The following is a 17,989-nucleotide window of genomic DNA, read 5'->3' as shown; positions in this document are numbered from 1 at the left end:
GTGTCTGAATGGAAGTATTGATTGATAACCGAAATGGAACAGTGCTAGATATTCCTGTCGCATCGATAGAATGGAAGACTGAAAGAATCGGTAAAGCGGGATCCTTTGAAGCTTCACTTGTATTAGAGGATCCTGCTAAATACCCTATTGTGAATGGTGCGGTCCTGCGGGCAATGGATAAAAAACAGAAAATATTCTATGGCTATGTATTTGAAAGTAATTATACCAAGGATGGGGAAGTGTCAGTTAAAGCTTATGATCAATTACGTTATTTAATGAACCAAGACACTTTCGTTTTACCAGCAACAACAGCTTCTAACGCGATTAAGAAAATCGCTTCTGATTTTGGTTTGAAGTTGGGAACTATCACGAATACCGGGTACGTGGTGCCGGGTGTCGTCGAGGATGATAAACAGGCGCTTGACGTAGTTTCTAAATACTTAGATTCAACGCTAATTGCAACAAATCAAAACTTCGTACTCTACGATGATTTTGGTGCACTTGCTTTACGAAATATTCATGATATAGCTATCCCGGCAGACGACTTCTATATTGGTGAAGATAGCCTGCTTTTTGCTTTTGACTACACAAAATCTATCGATAAAGAAACCGCAAACCGTGTGAAGCTTGTCCATGATAACGAGAAGACAAGCAAAAGGGAAGTCTACATTGTCCAAGACTCTAAAAATATTGCCAAGTGGGGTAGGTTGCAGAAATTTAGAAAAGTCGATGCGAATATGACGGCAGCTCAAATCAAAGATTTATCAGATAAGATGATTAAGTTATTAAATCGTGAAATCAAAACACTTGAGTTGGAGTGTCTTGGCCAGTGGAAAGTACGAGCCGGTTGCTTTGTTTATATTTATATCGAAAAGCTTGGCATAAAGGAATACTTCCTTGTTGATGAGTGTTCTCACGAGTGGTCCGAAGGGATCCACACGATGAGTTTGAAAGTGAAGGTGATTTAAAGGTGAGTATGTTGGATTTAGTAAAGAGAGCAGCCATTGGGGCAAATGATGCCACCAATCCTGTTAATGTGTTGTTCGGAAAAGTAGTTAAAGTAAAACCGTTGGAGGTTGAGATCCACCAAAAGTTGAAATTAACAAAAGAATTTTTAGTGCAGAGTGAAGCCGCAAAAGATTTATCTAATGGTGATCGTGTTGTCCTGATTAGGGTGCAAGGGGGCCATCAATTCGTAGTGCTAGATAAGGTGGTGGTTTAATCATGGTTCTACCAGTAGGTGACATATTAATCACGGAAGATCTGGAAGTTATTGAAGAAGCGGACCTTCCTACTTTAACGTATAACCTGGATTTTCATCGAGGAAGATGCGTAGGCATGGTAGATGGTCGAGAAGCAATGGAACAGGCAATCTTTAAAATTCTGCAAACTATACGTTTTGCCCATCTTATCTATTCCGATGATTATGGATTTGAAAATATGATTGGCCATGAAGAATTGTTTGTTCGAGGCGAGCTTCCACGAAGAATTGAAGAGTCTTTGCTTCAGGACGAACGAATCATGTCAATTGAGGATATGCAACTTGAATTTAATAAAGATGAAGTATTAGTCACGTTCACGGCGATTACGATTTACGAGGACGTGGAGGTGTTGAGGGAGGGGATTCCTTTTGTTTGAACATAAAACATTCGAAAATATTTTACAAGATATGCTAGACACCGTAACTGCAGATGTGGATAAAAGAGAAGGTTCTGTCATCTATGACGCCTTAGCTCCCGCAGCAATGGAATTGGCAGAAACTTATTTTTACATGGATTTATTACTCCAAAGAACATTTGCAGATACAGCAGATGGCGAAGACCTTGATAAGCGTGTAGGGGAATTCGGGGTCATTCGAGAAGAAGCAACCTTTGCCGTTCGAATAGCCTTGATTACTAATGATGATGGCGGTCTCCATGACAGCGTTCCAGTCGGAAGTCTCTTCCGTTTGAATGATATTACGTATCAAATTACTGAAATGATCGATGCTGGAAACTATAAAGTGCTGGCGAGAACAGCAGGGGCTATAGGGAATAATGACTTTGGTGATTTAATACCCGTTGAACCAATCGATCGTCTAGGACGTGCGGAGCTAGCTGAAGTGTTAATACCTGGTGCAGATGAAGAAACAGACGAAGATCTCAGGGACCGCTACTTCGAAGTGGTCAATGAACCAGCATTTGGTGGGAATATTTCTGATTATAAACGGAAGATAAATGCAATAGATGGTGTGGGCGGCACGAAAGTTTTCCCTGCATGGCAAGGTGGTGGCACAGTTAAGTGTACCTTTATCGCAAGTGATTACAGCACTCCTACATCTCAATTGATTGAGTCGGTTCAAACGTATGTTGATCCAGAAGTTAACCAAGGTATGGGGATTGGCATTGCTCCAATCGGTCATCAAGTAACGATAACAGGCGTGCAAGGCTTAGTTATTAATGTAGAAACAACGGTTACACTTCAAACTGGTGTGACGATCGGTCAGATACAGTCAGAGATCGAAAATGTGATCAAGGAATACTTGCTTACATTGAGAAAAGAATGGGCAGGACAAGGGCAATTAGTAGTGCGTACTTCACAAATTGATTCTCGAATGTTAACCATTGCTAGTATTGAGGATGTTTCAAGTACAAAATTAAACGGATCCGCTGACAACATCACATTCGGAGAAGAGGAAGTGCCGAATGTAGGGACGGTGACCATTAATGGCTGAACGTATTATACGGCACCTACCTGATTTTTACCGAGACATTTTAGACTTTTTAGAGATAGACAAAACGGAAACGATTGAACTTGATCTAGTATCAGCTGCTATTGATCAGATCTATAATGATCAATTTGTGCTTAGTGCAAGTGAGATAGCCATTGAACGTAGAGAACGAATGCTTAGAATACAGGCGGATCCATCTGCCGAAAGTTTAGACTTTCGTAAAAAAAGGATTCTTAACCGTTATCAAACAAAGCCGCCTTTTACTATTCGGTATTTACAACAACAACTCGATTTCTTGGTTGGAGAAGGAAAAGCGGTAGTCATTGTCGATGCTCAACATTTTATATTTACTATTACAGCAAATATTGATGATGCAAATGTGTTTAAAGAAGTGCAATTTACAGTAAATAGAATCAAGCCCGCAAACCTTATTTATCAACACAACACTGGTATAGAGGACGTCATTGAACTAAAAGAAAGTGTAAAAAAATACGATTTGCTTTGGAACTACACACTCGATGGGTCATGGGGGCTAGGTGAAAAACCTTTTGCGACTCTTGGTCCGGGGGAGGTAATTAAATGATTGCTACTGATTTTTTAATCGATATAGCCGGTCAGGTTAACCATAGTATTGAAAAAGTGATGTTAAATGGAGTCTATGAAATACCAGATTTTACTATCAAAGAAGTGAATGGATCGTCCGCATTATTGAACTATATCGTCCCGTTTGGTGCGTTGACTACTATTACAAAGATTGAGTTAATGGGGGCTCAAAACATCGTAATCTCAACAAATGATGTCAATGTCCCGATTACGACGGATACTGTGATAGTTCAATCGATATTAGTAAGGGAGGGGGTATAAGGTGGCAAAGACAGATTGGCAGTATGGTGAAATTGTAAAACCTGAGGATATGAATCAAATTGGTCAAGAAATTAACTCTAAAGAAATGCCGACAGATGCACAAGCGAAGGTAGATGCTCATGCTGGTAATACTACAATACATTTATCAGCCGCACAGTACGCGATGCTGGGAATAATGGATATTACTGGGATAACTTATCCCTCTAAGGCTTTAAGGATAAACGAAAGCATAAAGAGAATTCATTTAGGCAGGCATTGGGCAGCTGATTCGAATGAAGTCAAAATCGGATTCGTCAAACAAGGATTCTCCGGATCTGGGAGTACTCTAGTAGGTGCTGATATAGATGGCGGTACAGAAAGAGAAGCCTTCCGTGTCGCACTAGGCACAGGAGTAACGATCCTAAAAGAGGGGGCCATAGCAATAGGGACATATTCTGAGGCTTTGGAATATGGTAGTATCGCTCTTGGGTTTAGAGCCAAAGCCTCTGCGCGATCTTCAATAGCGATAGGCAGAGGTGTCTCTTCGCTTAATCAAAGTGAAGGAATACTCGGTGATTCTTCTTCACTCGATACTAATATTTGGAAAGTCCCAGGCTCATTCTCTGTTGGCGGTACTAAGAACTTTGAAATACCTCACCCTCATCCTGATAAAGAAGATACTCACGTACTTAGGCATGGTGCAGTAGAGAGTCCAACAGCGGGGGATACTTTATACCGTTTCACCATTGAAGCAACCTCGCCTAATGAAACAGTAGTGCTGGAGTTGCCTGACTACTTCCAGTACCTTAACAAGGACGTCGATGTTTGGGTAAATGGGCACCGTCACTTTGGAAGAGCGTTTGGTGAAGTAGAAGGCGATACACTGAAAGTAACCTGTGAGCTAGCTGGGGAATACAAAGTGCTGGTTATTGGCACAAGGAACGACAAGCACGATAGCGTACAGAACTGGCACATAAAAGGTGTAGAGCGTGAGATCGGAGAATCGTGGACAGGCGAAACTTATGTGTTCGAACTAGACGAAATCGTGGAAGTGACTGAAATTTCTGAGGAGGCAATATGATGAATATTATCATTAAAAGTACACGCATTCAATTTAAGAACCCGCAGATAGGTAAAGCATCGAAGGCAATACCGGAACATTTCTTCGGGAGGAATATTACTGCAAGTGTTGAAGGAGAAGAGAGGCTATTCCGACTAACTCCAGATGTTTTAGGTTTAGAAGCTTCAGAGGAGGATATGATCACAGTTATCACAAATATTGTGGAACAAGAAATAGCAGAACAAAAAGCGAGAGATGAACAGGAAGAGCCATACGAAGCGTAGGCTTTTTTATTTTATTACTCAAGGGCTGATATTCAGTCCTTTTTATTTTGAAGTAAATGAGGAGTGTTGAAATGGATAAAATATATACACAAACAGGAGCAATTATATCGGGTGTTATTGGTGCAATTATCGGACCTGGTTTTAAATTTTTATACGGAGACAGCCACGTTGTTGCATCGGTCATGACGGCGTTGATATTTTTTATCGTGATGGATTGGATATCAGGAACGAGAGCAGCAAAGAAAGATAATACGTATGTGAGTAAATACGGTATCGACGGTATATTCCGCACATTTTTTGTTTTGGCACTACCTGCAGGTGGTCATTTATTAGATGTAGTGCTCGGTGCGCCGGATGTTATTTTTGGCATGTTGGCATTTGGCGTTTTATATCACACCTTGCAATCGATGACAGCAAATGCAATACGTGCAGGATGGGGAGATTCTTTTCCAGACTGGATACTTACAAGAATAACAGATTGGGTTAAAGAAGAATTGGAATCAAAATTGAAACGGGCGGCAAATAGGAAAAATGAGTTAGAGGGCGGCGAGTAAATCGTTGCTCTTTTTTATTTTAAATTTGGAAGGATGATAGTCAATGGTAGCAATCATACAGCAATTAGTATCAAGTCGAACAATCACATCAGGTGAGGGTAATCCCTGCAATTTCATTACAATTCACGAAACAGGAAATTATGATAAAGGCGTTGGCGCTCAAAGGCATGCCGATCTACAGACTAATGGATTCACTGCATCTTGGCAGTATCAGGTCGATGATAAAGAGATTATACAATCATATCCGGATAGCGTACGCTGCTGGCATGCAGGGGATGGCGGCGGCAAAGGGAATATGGAATCCATAGGTATCGAAATTTGCGTTAATCCAGATAGTGACTTTAAGAAGGCAGTTGCGAATGCAGCAGATCTTGTTAAACACTTAATGAAAAAGCATAACATCCCACTTACTAATGTTGTACAGCACAATCGATGGAGCGGAAAAAATTGTCCTACAAATTTACGTAATGGATCGAAGGGGATTAACTGGCTAGGATTTATGAAATTAATTGAACTAAAGCAGCCGGTAGAGAATAAGCCTGTAGGCGTTACCCCACCTAAGAGCGAATCTGGTCCAGTGCAAAATAAACCATCAGCAGGAAAGCCGTCTACACCTAATACAGGTCACGGTATTGTTGATTGGATGAATATCAACAAAATGGATTCTAGCTATAGCAATCGTGCAAAACTTGCTAAAAAGTACGACATTGAGAACTACAGTGGATCTGCGGATCAAAATACGGAGTTGTTGAATATATTGAAAGGCAGGGGTGTTGTCAATAAGCCAGTGGATAAATCAGTTACAAAACCAGTACAAAAGAAAAACACTGTGCATTTGCCGAAAAGCGCTAAAACATGGCGCACATATAAAACAAATGTACAGCCCGTTAAAGCTAATAGCGATTGGAGTTTAACTCCTAGTGCATTCGGTGGCTTAACATACGATATTGTGGGTAGGCCATATGCTGATGTGGTTACGATCAATACAAGTCGTGGTAAACGAAATATTTATGTGGGTAAAGATACTTGTGCAGTGATTAAATAAAATGTAATTAGTCAATAATAGTATTACTTCCGGCATTTTTAAAAAAGCGACCTATCCATTTTGTGGACGGGTCGCTATTTTTGCTTTTAATTGGCGGTCTCTTCTTTTTAACTAAAGCACCCGTAGTTGAACAAGCTATCACTAAATACTTTTAAGAAAAATATGTTTATTTTTAACGAAGTAATCCCATCCCGAATATAGCGTAATAAACATTGCTATCCATAAAGATAAAATATCAAAAGGAATACCAATATACATAAAAGGATAATTATGCAGGAGTAAGGCTGAGATAGAAATTATTTGAATTCGAGTTTTCCATTTTGCAATGTTACTCGCAGCTATTACTATTCCTTCTTGAACTGCAATCAGTCTAAGTCCTGTAACTGCAAACTCCCTACTTAAAATAATGACAGCAATCCAACCTGGTGCTATTTGTAGCTCCACTAGAGCTATTAATGCTGCGGCTACTAATAGCTTGTCCGCTAATGGGTCCAAAAACTTACCTAAGTCTGTAATTAAATTATATTTCCGGGCGTAGTATCCATCTAATCCATCAGTTATTGACGCAATAATAAAAAGTATTGCTGCAATAAAATGTGCTATGGGAATATCTATTCCTTTTATTTGTACCTCTCCTAAAGGAATTGGAGCTAACAAAAAAATTAGGAATATAGGAATAAAAAATATCCTAGTTATCGTTATCTTATTTGGTAAGTTCATCTTGTTCCTCCCTTGGGATTACTATTTACATACTAAATATCTTTCAGATTTTATTATTTCCTTCTTTTGCTAAACTGCCTCGTTAGCTGAAGAAGGTTTGGCAATTAAATCTTTTCTTTAATTTTTTGAATAACAGTCTTATAAAATTTTAATTGATGAGGTACAAATTTATCCCTCCCTACATTTTCATCAATTAAAGTTTTATTGCCATTTTGTTTTATTTTAAATCCTCTTATCCTTACTGTTTCTCTTTCACCGAACCAGAGTTCAACAAAATGGTTAAATTCAACTTTCACAATGCCTGCAACTTCTTCTTTTTGAAGAGTAAAGTCATCAAAAGATTTTTCACTTTTATACAAAAATACGTTTGCTAATTCCTTATCTATAAAATCTTCTTTTATTACACAGTAATCTATTATTCCTAACGGTATTAATTCCTGAAAGGAAACATCAATCCCAACTTCTTCCTTAATTTCTCTTACACCATCTTGAACAGTCTCATTATCCAGTAAATGCCCAGCAGCCGTAATATCCAAAAGATTTGGATAGTCCTTTTTTGTATCACTACGGAGTTGTAAATAAAGATAATCAGCCCTCTTTTCTTTACTAATAAACCAACAGTGAAAACCTTCGTGCCAATATCCAAGTCTATGTACATCTGCACGAGTAGCAACACCTATTTGATTTCTGTATTCATCAAAAATATTTAATTGTTCATTTTCCATACGTCTTCCCCCCTTTAAAGTATCAATTTCAATTTATATCTCTCACAATGCTTATTCAACCTGCTCCGTTAGCTTAATAATGGATTTTAATGTGGTTAACTTTTATCTTATTCCAAGTTGATTTCCAATTCTTTTTTGTTATGCGATCTTCGTAAATTTCCACTCGCTCTTTAGTCTCTTTAAAATAAGGTGTTGGTTTTACCTCTAAATTAATTACATCACTAATTCCACAAGGGGCTGTTAATATTACATTGTCATTTTCATCTAACTTTACTCCTAAAGCTGTTGCTGTTTCTGGAAACTTCGATATAGCATCAACAGACGAAGAATAAGGAGGCATATTACTTTTAACATGCATTCTCGCTTCATTCTTTACCGACCAAGGGATATTGGGTATAAGGGATTTTAGTTTTTTTTCGATTTTCTTTTCTTCTAATTTGTCAATATTTGTTGAATCAAAATAGATCACATCAATATCTGGAATAGTTGTTCTTTCGCTAAAATCGTGTAACACATCCCAGACCTTTGATCGGATAAATCCAGCACATATCCACCAATCAGGCAAATTCAATGATTTGGCAGATTCTAAAATTTCCATCATCCATTTATCTTCTCTAATAAGCGAAACGATTTCTTCCTCATTAATCACTTTAAAATTACTCCTTGTAAAATGTATTTCATTAGTTATTCTTTAACTTCGGATGCAAATCATTCTTCAACTAAACTGCCGCGTTAGTTGAACAAAGATATTTTTACACATTATTATCGTATAAAAAATGCCCAGTCTGTACCGGGCTTAACGGTTAATAGCGACTTATATGGACGGTTCGCTTTTTTAGATTGTTATTGATGATCTCCTCTGGTTCAAGTAAAGCACCTGTTAATGCAATTATTGCAACTCAAAGGTGGTAGTATTAAATAATACAAATGATAAAATAACGAATAAAATCATAATAATTTGAAGACATATACCTACAATGCTACAAACCTTACCAGAGATAGCTAAACCCCTACCAATTTCATTTGAATTATCAATTTCCGTAATACTTTTAGATGATAGAACTATTCCAATTACCCCGAGAATTAAACCGATAAAAGGTATAATTAATGAAAGTACCCCTAATGTTAATGCAGCAACAGACTTACTATTTGTTTTCTCCATTTATTACGCTCCCATGTTGTTCATGATTTTCTAAATTAAGCCTAATTCTTTTACAGGGTTCTAATTTCTACAAACCTGCCCCGTTAGTTGAGGAATTGTTATTCTTTAAGCTATCTAACAAAACATAACCAAATACAATACCAGCTGTTGATGTGAATGTAGCACTTCCTAACAGCAGAAACAGAAACTCTTTTGTGAATAATAAATTCATCCCGAAATAAATAGACAAAATTGGTATCATTGCTATATAAAGAGACGGGATTCCAATTGCAATAAACTTAACCCAATCAAATGTCCATTGTTTTTGCTGTTTAATTTCAATTATCAACTTTGGTAATCTCAGAAAAATTCCAATAACAAAAGGATATATTGAATTAAATAATACAACAGGCATTAGATCGAAATACTTACTAGCTCCTTCTTCCAATCGAACCTGATATTTAGTTCCCAAGTAAATAATAAATCCAATAACGACTGTCCAACCGAAATAATATAAAAACCTTTTAATAAAGCAGCAACTCCCCTTGAAACTGATTTTAATTACTTATATATACGAATATAATTACTATGGTGTTTCAATATTCAATAAACTAATCTTATTACACAATCTTGCCCCGTTAATTGAATAAGAAAAACGCTTTACTCCTTCGAAGCATCGCACCCGTTAGTTGAAGAAACACCTCTTTCTGACTATTTGTTAAGGTTTAATGACAAGGTTATAAATCCTTCTTTGTCTAAGCCTTCTTCGATAAAACCAGCTTGTTTAAAACAATGGAGACTTGCTATATTATCAGGTTCTATACTTACTTTAATAATTTGAACAGAAGAAAGCTCTGATTTTTGAATCAAGGTATTTAACATCTTCTTACCATATCCTTTATTACGGAGGGTTCGTCATAATACCTATTGAAGCAGAATTATAAGAATAAATTTCGACTTCGATTTGTCCAACTGGACTATTTTTTTCAAATACCATCCATGCAAAATAATTTGGGTTTTGTTGCACATACTGGAACCATCGCTGCAAAGGTAATTTGCCCCCCAGTCTATTCAATACCTCTTTATCTTTATACCACTCTTCTAAAATTTCGAGTCCTTCATTATTTAGCTCAATAAACTCCAACATAGAGTCACCTTCCTTAGTTATAGGGTAATAATGTATTTATTCGTGTTTATACATAATTCTCCTCTAAAAGTTTATTGAACTAAACAGCCCAGTCAGTTGAACAAAGATATTTTTACACATTGTTAGCCCAGGTAGGTTTAAGAAAAACGTCATGAGCAATACTGATACCAATCCTCCTTTTTTCTCACATTTGCGCGAGCCTCCTCTTAATTGAGGGGGCTTTTTTTCATAAAAAATAAGACATACACGATCCAGCAAGTTAAACCGGATAGAGTTTTACTTAAAGAGATTTATTCGTGGGTGAAAACATCGGATGTACAGTAAATAAGACAAAGCGCCCTGTCCTATGTGGATGGGTCGCTTTAGCTTTTAATTGGCGGTCTCTTCTTATTGAACTAAAGCACGCGATAGTTCAATAAGAAAATATTGTTTATCATTCTATCCAAAATCTTTTTACAATGTTTCCATTTTCCTCTATAAAGTCCGAATCGGGATTTCCGCCATTTTTAGTAATAACTTTAAACGAACCTATATTAGTTTTATCGCATACAACCAGAACCTTATTAATGCCTAAATCTTTAGATTTTTCAAGAGATAAAGACAAGAGTTTAGTGGCAAAACCTTTTCGTCTTTCAGAAGGCCGAATACCATAGCCAATATGCCCACCACTATTCAATAAAAACTCTGATAATTGATGACGTATATTTACAACCCCAATTATTCTTCTATCATTGTTTAGTAACCAATAAGTCGAATCAGGTACCCATCCTTCTGGGAGATTTACACCCTTTTCGTTATCTATTAAAAACTGAACCATCTTCTCAAAGTTTGATGGGTCTTTTTCTATAACCCAAGGTATCATATTCTCCCCACTATCTAACCATTCTTTATAAAATGAGAGATATTCCCCCTCTAAATCTACTGATGGTTTTGTTAAATATAGATTTTCCCGCATAAAACACTCTCCTGTTCAAAACCTAAATTTTATTTATTCTATCATCGATTAACAAATAATAGTAATACTTTTTCTTCAACTAAACTGCCAGTTAGTTGAACAAAGATATTCTTACACTTTATTATCTCATAAGAATAGCCAGAATAGGTTTAAGAAAAACGTTATAAGCAATACGGTTATCAACCCTCCTTTTTTCTCACATTGCGATAACCTCCTCTTAATTTGGAAGGCCTTTTTGTTAAAAATTAAAACGTACACAATCCAACAAGTTTAATCGGATATTTTTAGTCAATACAAAGTTTCTTATCTCAAATACGAGAAATGGCGTTACGGCGAATTAATTCAAACTGAATTACAACGGTTTGCATTACGTTGGTATGGAGTAGAGGAATTCAAATTCGTGTTAGAGAGTGTGGGTTTTTCTGACGTTGTAATATCTGCGGATTTCGAATATGGTAAACAACCGAGTAATGGTAACCAGAAAATCATTTATGAAACTGTTAGAAAATAATATATGAATCCGAAATGAATAAATCAAACCCTAACTATTAAGACAGTTAGGGTTTGATTTGTATTAAGCAGAAGTTCTCGATGCATTTCATACGCAATTCCTATAAGAAAAGAACTAAGATTATCAAGTTGAGGTAGATATATAATTGCCATTAAGGCAACGAAAACTATTTAAGCCCTGATAAATAAAACGGAATAAGAGAAAAAACATCGAGAAGCCTAATCGTTTACCATGATACAATCAATACCGTGGAGGTGTACATTCATGGATTATGAGCAAAGAATTCAATCTGTACTTCGTTATATTGAGGAGCATGTGCAGGATGACATTGCGTGTGAGACGCTTGCAGCGTTGGCTGGCTTCTCCAAATCACATTTTTTTCGCGTATTTGTGGCGTTTACAGGCTCTACGGTCATGGCGTATGTAAGAGGCCGCAGACTGCATCTGGCTGCCGAACGGGTTAGCCAAAGCAAGGACAAAATCGCCGACATCGCATATGATTACGGCTTTGAGTCCCATGACGTTTTCGGAAGAGCTTTCAAACGCGCGTATGGCATAACGCCAGAAAAATGTCGGAGGAGACGGTTCCTCCTGCCCGCATTCCACGCTGTTAATCTCGCACAGCAGAGAAAAGGAGCCGTAACGATGGTAGAAAATAATACTCCTAAAGTAATTGTAACGAAACCAGCTATGAAATTGATTGGCATCGAATGCCGAATGGAAGAAGGTTTGGCATCGCCTGATTTATGGAAGCAATATTTCGATAATTGGAAGGATACGTTCGGCAGCATCGAACATCTACGGGTAGAGCCGGAAAAAGACATGGATTATGCATTGACAGTAGATCGTGACGAAAGCGGATTCACTTATTTTATCGGAATCGAAGTGACAAGTGTAGACCACGTGCCCCCCGGGACAGTAGCACGGATCATATCAAAAACGAAGTATGCAAGGTTTACGGCAATTGGACCGGTCGGGGAGTCAATTGGGCGGACGTATGACTATATTTTCAAGGAGTGGTTTCCAAGCTCGTCGTATCAAACAGCTTCAGGTCCGATCATGGAACATTATGACTTGCGTTGCGCTACCCACCTCGGTATACCGCCGGAGCTGCACGAAATGGATATCTACATTCCAATTGAACCGGTCATTACGGAAACCAAAGAGATTATTGAACTGCAACCGTACCGGGCAGCTTATTACAAAGCTGTTGGCAAAAAGGGTAGGAGATGGCATCAGGTAAAGAAAGAAGCATTTGACGTCATGATCACCTGGGCATTAACGCAAGGATTTGACCGCTCCGATTTGCGGATTCGGGCGTATAACAACGGCGGTGCACCGGACGAGGACTTCTTTTACGGGGTTCAAATGGACGTTACAGGGAAAGATGTGTCGATAACAGAGGATCCACGGATCAACCTGATGGATTGCGACGGAGGATTGTACGTCGTCACGCCTGCGCTTCATCGTATGCTGGAGCCGACAGGAAAAGCATTTTGTAAATGGTTTGAACAGCAGGAGACGTATATCAGGACTGGAAAAGGATTCGAGGAGTTCATCATCCGGGATGGTAAAGTGAGTCTAGATACTCTCATTCGGATCCATTTTGGCACTAAGAGAGTGTTGGAATCGGAATAAGTATATTTTGTTCAATACTAAGCTACCGATAGTTTATAAAAGTTGGTGGGACAAGAAGTCGAGTATCAACACGATTTACTCGATACGACCATGAAAGACTAAAGCAATTCGCTTATGCATTAGATTTAGCTGTATCTCAAGTAACAGCAATGGTATTAGATATTAGTATAAGAGATAGTTTACTCCTTGAAAAAAGTATCATTTGGGGGGATTCTTAGGATTAATTAATGAATTTAAAGAGAGTGTATAGTGCAAAATAAAAGTTGCAAGTGTCTATATAGGAGTTAAATAAATACTCCTGAATATTAAATCCCCTTCTCGATTGAGAGGGGGTTTTTATTTTAAGTAAGCGTCTGCCCACAATATATTCAACCCAAAACTGCCCCCAAAGTACCCCCAATTACTTAATTAAGATAGGGTTATTTTACAAAGCATAAAAAAAGGTAATTTACTTAAAACGTTGATACATCAATATTTATAACAGTATATTTAATGTCGTTTACTAACCATATAGATTATCCAAAGTATTATAGCATGTTTTAGATGTCGCGTCTTATTATTTATCTGTTTACCGAAAGAAGACACCTTCTTCAAGCGCGTGAAGGGAAAAAATTACGATGGATACGTATATTTACCCTGATTTTATAGAATAGGTTAATATGTATTATTTAGTCCCAGTAGAAGGGTATACCTTTGGGATACAAATATAATTTAGTTATCGCGCCAAGCGGCTCATCTTTATCTAACCTGAGATGTGCAGTGTGAGCCAGGTTAGAACATCCGGTCTATCCGATATTGCATTTTCCTTTTCCTACATGGCGCTGGCGCCTTTTTATATGTAGCTATTTATCGATATTCCGTAATCCGAATTAGTTTGCTTGTTTTTTTTATTTTTTCGCTATATGTTTAATAGATGTAAGAATAAGTAGATTCATTGATTTATAAGGAAATGTAGGTGCTATCATGCAAGGAATAAAACAATTAAATGCACGTTTATGGACTAAATCTTTTACGATGATAGTGATCGCGAATTTATTCGTGTTTATGAGCTTTCAAATGTTGATTCCAACATTACCTCCGTATGTGAAATCATTGGGTGCATCTGGATTTGAAATTGGCCTTATTACAGCAATGTTTTCGATTGGAGCTGTGATCATCAGACCGTTTATTGGGTATTTATTAGAGTTTAGTGCTAGAAAATACCTTGTTTTATTTGGTGCCGCAGCATTATTAATAATGACTATTATTTATCCACTCACTCAGATAGTCATGCTTCTCATGCTAATCCGTATGGCGCACGGGGTGATGTGGGGCTGGTCGACAACTGTGAATGGAACAGCTGCAGTTGATGTTGTGCCTAACTCTAGGCTAGGAGAGGGCATGGGTTATTTTGGATTATCGATGACAATAGGTATGATCATCGCGCCTAGTTTAGGCATTTATATTTATCAAAACTACAACTTTTCTGTAATTATTGTTATTTCGGCTATACTCGGTACGATTGCATTTATTTTGTTATCCCTCATAGAGTATAAAACTCCTGAGGACGTGAAAAAATTGACGCGTAAGGATGTGAAGTTTTCCTTTTTTGGTTCCTTAATTGAGAAATCTAGTTGGTATCCCGCGTTCGTAACTTTATTAGCAACCTTTGGTTATGGAACAATTGTCACGTTTATCGTGATTTTTGCGGAAGAAAGAGATATCAAACAAATATTTCTTTTTTATCTAGTAAACGCAGTGATGGCTACAATCATTCGACCAATTACGGGTAGATGGTTTGATCGGAATGGTCCAAAAGGATTGGTAATATATTGCTCGTTATTTACATTCATCGCTATGTGGGTTCTTTCCTACTCTACCACTTGGGTTGGTATCGTCATTTCAGGTATTTTCTTTGGAGCGGGTTACGGTTCTTTAATCCCGGCGCTTCAAGCGTGGGTACTCGCCAAAACCCCTAGATTACGAAGAGGAGTAGCAAATGGTATGTTTTATTCTGCAATTGACCTAGGTATTGGTTTGAGTGGGTTAATTTTTGGTGGAATTGCAAATTTTGTAGGAATTGATCATTTATTTCGAATATCAAGCTGTTTTTTCCTAATCGTTATTATCTTTACTATAAGAGCTAGTAAGGAAAGTATTGGGATTGCTCAAAATAATAATGGCTAAAATGATTGCGGGTATAATCCTACAGTAATCCAATAATTGATTCTATGAAATAAAACTGTAATTAGATGAACATCTGATTGATATTCCTTTGCAACAACTTTCTGTTAGTCTAGACAGTGTTAGTTAATCTTAGCTAACAAAAAAAGGAGGATATGAATGAGAAAAACTCTAATTGCTTTTGCAGCGGTAGCAACTTTTACAGGTATTGTAGCTGGAGGAGCATCCGCAACTACATATGAAGTCCAACCTGGTGACTCATTGTGGAGCATATCGCAAGATCAAGGCTCAAGTGTTGGTCACATACAAACATTAAATGAGCTTACATCAGAATTGATACTTCCTGGACAAAAGCTAGTCGTTAGCGAAAATAAGGAAAGCGAAAAATATACGGTGGTAGAAGGAGATACACTGTGGGGTATTTCGGTAGCTTATGGTACTACAGTAGGGGATATCGTACAATTGAATCAGCTAAAGTCAGATTTAATTCACCCTGGTGATACATTGATTGTTCAAAAGGGTGCAGGAAGCAATAATAGTGCTAAAGCGCAACCTGATAGTACATTGAATTCTAATCCACAAGAGGAAGTATCAACACAACCAAAGGCGGAAGCAACTCAAGCAAAGGCAGAAGCAACCCAACCACCTGCTGAAACATCAGTTAAGGGAAAAGAATTGACTGTAAGTGCTACAGCATACACGGCATCCTGTGAAGGGTGTTCAGGAGTAACAGCGACTGGTCAAGACCTTCGCGCTAACCCCGATCAAAAAGTAATTGCTGTGGATCCTACGATTATTCCGCTCGGATCAAAAGTAGAAGTAGAGGGATATGGTGTAGCCATCGCAGGTGACGTAGGTGGAGCCATTAAAGGGAATAAGATAGATATATTCATACCATCGAAATCTGATGCAATAAACTACGGTGTACAGACTGTAAAAATAAAAGTTTTAAATTAAAGTTAAATCCGGCATATTAGCCGGATTTTTTTCTGTTTTAAAATGAGAGTGATAAAGGATACGAATAAAATTATCTGAATTTAACCACATAGATTACCACAACAAGTTTTGATATGTCCAGTTAGCAACAAATAATCCAACCCCGATGGTAATATTTATCCATCCAAGGAATTGCGAGAACTTTTTCTCTTTTTTCATTTTAGCCTCATTAAATGCTTTTACATCAAGGAGTAATATGAGAATTCCTGTAATGATCAATAGGACGATAATATAATTAGCATAGCCGATATCTAGCATATACAACTTCTCCACGCTTTCTATTTCGCTTTCATACCCACCCTACGTATATGTGTGTCCATTTCGATATGAACTTCCACATCTTTATAGATGTTGCGCCAATTTTCTTTTGTTTTCACTACCTTACGCCAATATGCTGGATGTTTGGCGCGAATATGTTCGCCAAAACCGAATATGTCAGATTTCTCTTTCTGCATTTTTTTAATTAAATTTACGAGCGACTTAGTTGTATCTTTAGTAGCTTGTTTTTCAATTTGTTGAATGATTTTCGGATCATTTAATTTGATTTTATGATTCTCTTTTTCTTCAATTTCACTTTCATACCGTATTTTTATTCGAATGACTGGCTTCCCATCCTTAATTGTTGTTTTCATTTTAGATTTCCGTCTTTCAGCACGAACTAAAACTTTTTCCTCCGTACCGGGGACTGAAACGAAGGCCCCGTATCCGCCTTCTTTTTCTCCAATGACAGACATATGACCTCCTATTTCAATTGGATCAATCGTCCCTTGCATTTTATTTCCATTAAAATATGCAAGACCTTTAATTTCAACATTTTCAGAACCTTTTATTTGTAAATATGGAAGATAGCCATCTTGCCCTTTACTTGAAAGATTCCTCCAAAATATTCCCACATCATCATGTGGAAATTTACCTAAATCAACGGCATTTGAAACCATGCTTGTAAGATATAGCGTTGGAACACGTTCTAACTTCGGTGCTATTTCCATATATTTTGATGCCTCCTCTTTCGAAACAGCCATCCAAGCGGTCCGTCTGACTTCTGGTTGACGACGCAAGTAATCATTAAATCGTTCAATGCCTTTTTTTGCTAATTTCTCATTTACCACGATAATTCGTAAATGGCCCAAGAATAGTTCATCTGCTAACTCCTGCTGTAAATTTAGTAAAGCATCGTCAATTGTATGTCCATAGCTACTTAGCACCCAAACGGGTTCTTGTTCTCCTCCACCACCACCAGTTTGTGGACCTAAAGGGATGCGACCAGGCACAGAGATTTGAGCGGTCAAACGAATCATATCCTGATCTGACCTAGGGAGATTTTGGCGAAAGTGGGTGATATAATCTTCTTTTTCGGCGGCTTCCGGATCTGCTTCATCAATGGCAAGACCGAGAACTGTTGCTCTTTTTTCAATATCTATACTATCCCAACACCCAGTTAAGAGAGGAATACAAAATAAAATTACATAAAACGGACACATCGATTTGCCGAACATT

At 37.6% G+C, this 17,989-nt stretch carries 23 protein-coding genes and 1 pseudogene; 14 read left to right on the top strand and 10 right to left on the bottom strand.

The features are described 5' to 3' along the window. Positions 1 to 8 precede the first annotated feature (8 nt). The 10 genes from MHB53_RS03430 (at position 9) to MHB53_RS03385 (ending at position 6,496) form a co-directional block, all read left to right on the top strand. Positions 9 to 968 (top strand): XkdQ/YqbQ family protein, encoded by a 960-nt coding sequence (locus tag MHB53_RS03430; protein WP_340915746.1) that lies wholly within the window; start codon positions 9 to 11, stop codon positions 966 to 968. A gap of 8 nt (positions 969 to 976) precedes the next feature. Next, complete coding sequence (locus MHB53_RS03425) at positions 977 to 1,222, top strand: DUF2577 domain-containing protein (protein ID WP_340924450.1); 246 nt, start codon at positions 977 to 979, stop codon at positions 1,220 to 1,222. A 2-nt stretch (positions 1,223 to 1,224) separates the two neighbouring features. After that, the gene (locus MHB53_RS03420; protein WP_340915745.1) at positions 1,225 to 1,638 is read left to right on the top strand and encodes a DUF2634 domain-containing protein; all 414 of its coding nucleotides are present in this window, start codon (positions 1,225 to 1,227) and stop codon (positions 1,636 to 1,638) included. Beyond that, complete coding sequence (locus tag MHB53_RS03415) at positions 1,631 to 2,713, top strand: baseplate J/gp47 family protein (protein ID WP_340915744.1); 1,083 nt, start codon at positions 1,631 to 1,633, stop codon at positions 2,711 to 2,713. The genes MHB53_RS03420 and MHB53_RS03415 overlap by 8 nt, the downstream gene beginning before the upstream one ends. Next, positions 2,706 to 3,293, top strand: a complete 588-nt coding sequence (locus MHB53_RS03410; RefSeq protein WP_340915743.1) for a putative phage tail protein — start codon at positions 2,706 to 2,708, stop codon at positions 3,291 to 3,293. Before MHB53_RS03415 ends, MHB53_RS03410 begins: the two co-directional genes overlap by 8 nt. Beyond that, on the top strand, positions 3,290 to 3,574 hold the full coding sequence (locus tag MHB53_RS03405; protein WP_340915742.1) for a ketopantoate hydroxymethyltransferase: 285 nt from the start codon (positions 3,290 to 3,292) through the stop codon (positions 3,572 to 3,574). Before MHB53_RS03410 ends, MHB53_RS03405 begins: the two co-directional genes overlap by 4 nt. A 1-nt stretch (position 3,575) precedes the next feature. Next, entirely contained in the window at positions 3,576 to 4,634 is a 1,059-nt protein-coding gene (locus tag MHB53_RS03400; protein WP_340915741.1) for a hypothetical protein, read from the top strand. Continuing rightward, positions 4,634 to 4,897 (top strand): hypothetical protein, encoded by a 264-nt coding sequence (locus MHB53_RS03395; RefSeq protein ID WP_340915740.1) that lies wholly within the window; start codon positions 4,634 to 4,636, stop codon positions 4,895 to 4,897. Before MHB53_RS03400 ends, MHB53_RS03395 begins: the two co-directional genes overlap by 1 nt. A 71-nt stretch (positions 4,898 to 4,968) precedes the next feature. Beyond that, entirely contained in the window at positions 4,969 to 5,451 is a 483-nt protein-coding gene (locus MHB53_RS03390; protein WP_340915739.1) for a phage holin family protein, read from the top strand. Between the two features lie 43 nt (positions 5,452 to 5,494). Continuing rightward, positions 5,495 to 6,496, top strand: a complete 1,002-nt coding sequence (locus tag MHB53_RS03385; RefSeq protein ID WP_340915738.1) for an N-acetylmuramoyl-L-alanine amidase — start codon at positions 5,495 to 5,497, stop codon at positions 6,494 to 6,496. A 141-nt stretch (positions 6,497 to 6,637) separates the two neighbouring features. Here MHB53_RS03385 and pgsA read toward each other — a convergent pair whose 3' ends face one another. The 8 genes from pgsA to MHB53_RS03345 all read right to left on the bottom strand — a co-directional run bounded on the left by pgsA (position 6,638) and on the right by MHB53_RS03345 (position 11,184). Beyond that, a complete protein-coding gene (pgsA, locus tag MHB53_RS03380; protein ID WP_340915737.1) occupies positions 6,638 to 7,216 on the bottom strand; it encodes a CDP-diacylglycerol--glycerol-3-phosphate 3-phosphatidyltransferase in 579 nt (192 codons plus the stop codon). A gap of 104 nt (positions 7,217 to 7,320) precedes the next feature. After that, positions 7,321 to 7,941, bottom strand: a complete 621-nt coding sequence (locus MHB53_RS03375; protein WP_340915736.1) for an NUDIX hydrolase — start codon at positions 7,939 to 7,941, stop codon at positions 7,321 to 7,323. 73 nt (positions 7,942 to 8,014) lie between these two features. Next, positions 8,015 to 8,542 (bottom strand): nucleotidyltransferase family protein, encoded by a 528-nt coding sequence (locus MHB53_RS03370; RefSeq protein ID WP_340924448.1) that lies wholly within the window; start codon positions 8,540 to 8,542, stop codon positions 8,015 to 8,017. Between the two features lie 288 nt (positions 8,543 to 8,830). Further along, positions 8,831 to 9,103: a DUF4190 domain-containing protein gene (locus MHB53_RS03365; RefSeq protein ID WP_340915735.1), complete on the bottom strand. Its 273-nt coding sequence runs from the start codon at positions 9,101 to 9,103 to the stop codon at positions 8,831 to 8,833. Positions 9,104 to 9,170: 67 nt separating this feature from the next. Beyond that, positions 9,171 to 9,554 (bottom strand): hypothetical protein, encoded by a 384-nt coding sequence (locus tag MHB53_RS03360; RefSeq protein WP_340915734.1) that lies wholly within the window; start codon positions 9,552 to 9,554, stop codon positions 9,171 to 9,173. A 239-nt stretch (positions 9,555 to 9,793) separates the two neighbouring features. After that, positions 9,794 to 9,964: a hypothetical protein gene (locus tag MHB53_RS03355; protein WP_340915733.1), complete on the bottom strand. Its 171-nt coding sequence runs from the start codon at positions 9,962 to 9,964 to the stop codon at positions 9,794 to 9,796. 19 nt (positions 9,965 to 9,983) lie between these two features. Continuing rightward, a complete protein-coding gene (locus MHB53_RS03350; protein ID WP_340915732.1) occupies positions 9,984 to 10,229 on the bottom strand; it encodes a hypothetical protein in 246 nt (81 codons plus the stop codon). A 433-nt stretch (positions 10,230 to 10,662) separates the two neighbouring features. Continuing rightward, positions 10,663 to 11,184 (bottom strand): GNAT family N-acetyltransferase, encoded by a 522-nt coding sequence (locus MHB53_RS03345; protein WP_340915731.1) that lies wholly within the window; start codon positions 11,182 to 11,184, stop codon positions 10,663 to 10,665. 277 nt (positions 11,185 to 11,461) lie between these two features. Here MHB53_RS03345 and MHB53_RS03340 point away from each other — a divergent pair. The 4 genes and pseudogenes from MHB53_RS03340 to MHB53_RS03325 all read left to right on the top strand — a co-directional run. After that, a pseudogene (locus tag MHB53_RS03340) lies at positions 11,462 to 11,695 on the top strand (class I SAM-dependent methyltransferase); the annotation flags it as partial. Between the two features lie 264 nt (positions 11,696 to 11,959). Beyond that, entirely contained in the window at positions 11,960 to 13,333 is a 1,374-nt protein-coding gene (locus tag MHB53_RS03335; RefSeq protein ID WP_340915730.1) for an AraC family transcriptional regulator, read from the top strand. Between the two features lie 963 nt (positions 13,334 to 14,296). Continuing rightward, positions 14,297 to 15,499 (top strand): MFS transporter, encoded by a 1,203-nt coding sequence (locus MHB53_RS03330; protein ID WP_340915729.1) that lies wholly within the window; start codon positions 14,297 to 14,299, stop codon positions 15,497 to 15,499. A gap of 156 nt (positions 15,500 to 15,655) precedes the next feature. After that, the gene (locus tag MHB53_RS03325) at positions 15,656 to 16,453 is read left to right on the top strand and encodes a LysM peptidoglycan-binding and 3D domain-containing protein (RefSeq protein ID WP_340915728.1); all 798 of its coding nucleotides are present in this window, start codon (positions 15,656 to 15,658) and stop codon (positions 16,451 to 16,453) included. A gap of 93 nt (positions 16,454 to 16,546) precedes the next feature. Here MHB53_RS03325 and MHB53_RS03320 read toward each other — a convergent pair whose 3' ends face one another. Together MHB53_RS03320 and MHB53_RS03315 are read right to left on the bottom strand one after the other, a co-directional pair. Continuing rightward, positions 16,547 to 16,750 carry a CLC_0170 family protein gene (locus MHB53_RS03320; RefSeq protein WP_340915727.1) on the bottom strand — a complete coding sequence of 68 codons (204 nt, stop codon included), beginning with the start codon at positions 16,748 to 16,750 and terminating at the stop codon, positions 16,547 to 16,549. 20 nt (positions 16,751 to 16,770) lie between these two features. Then, positions 16,771 to 17,988, bottom strand: a complete 1,218-nt coding sequence (locus MHB53_RS03315; RefSeq protein WP_340915726.1) for a Ger(x)C family spore germination protein — start codon at positions 17,986 to 17,988, stop codon at positions 16,771 to 16,773. Position 17,989: the final 1 nt, after the last annotated feature.

Origin of the sequence: Bacillus sp. FSL K6-3431 (assembly GCF_038002605.1) — a bacterium.
In the GTDB taxonomy this organism is placed as follows: domain Bacteria; phylum Bacillota; class Bacilli; order Bacillales; family Bacillaceae_C; genus Lederbergia.
The sequence above is the reverse complement of the archived record's forward strand: the minus strand, read 5'-3'. Positions and strand labels throughout refer to the sequence as shown.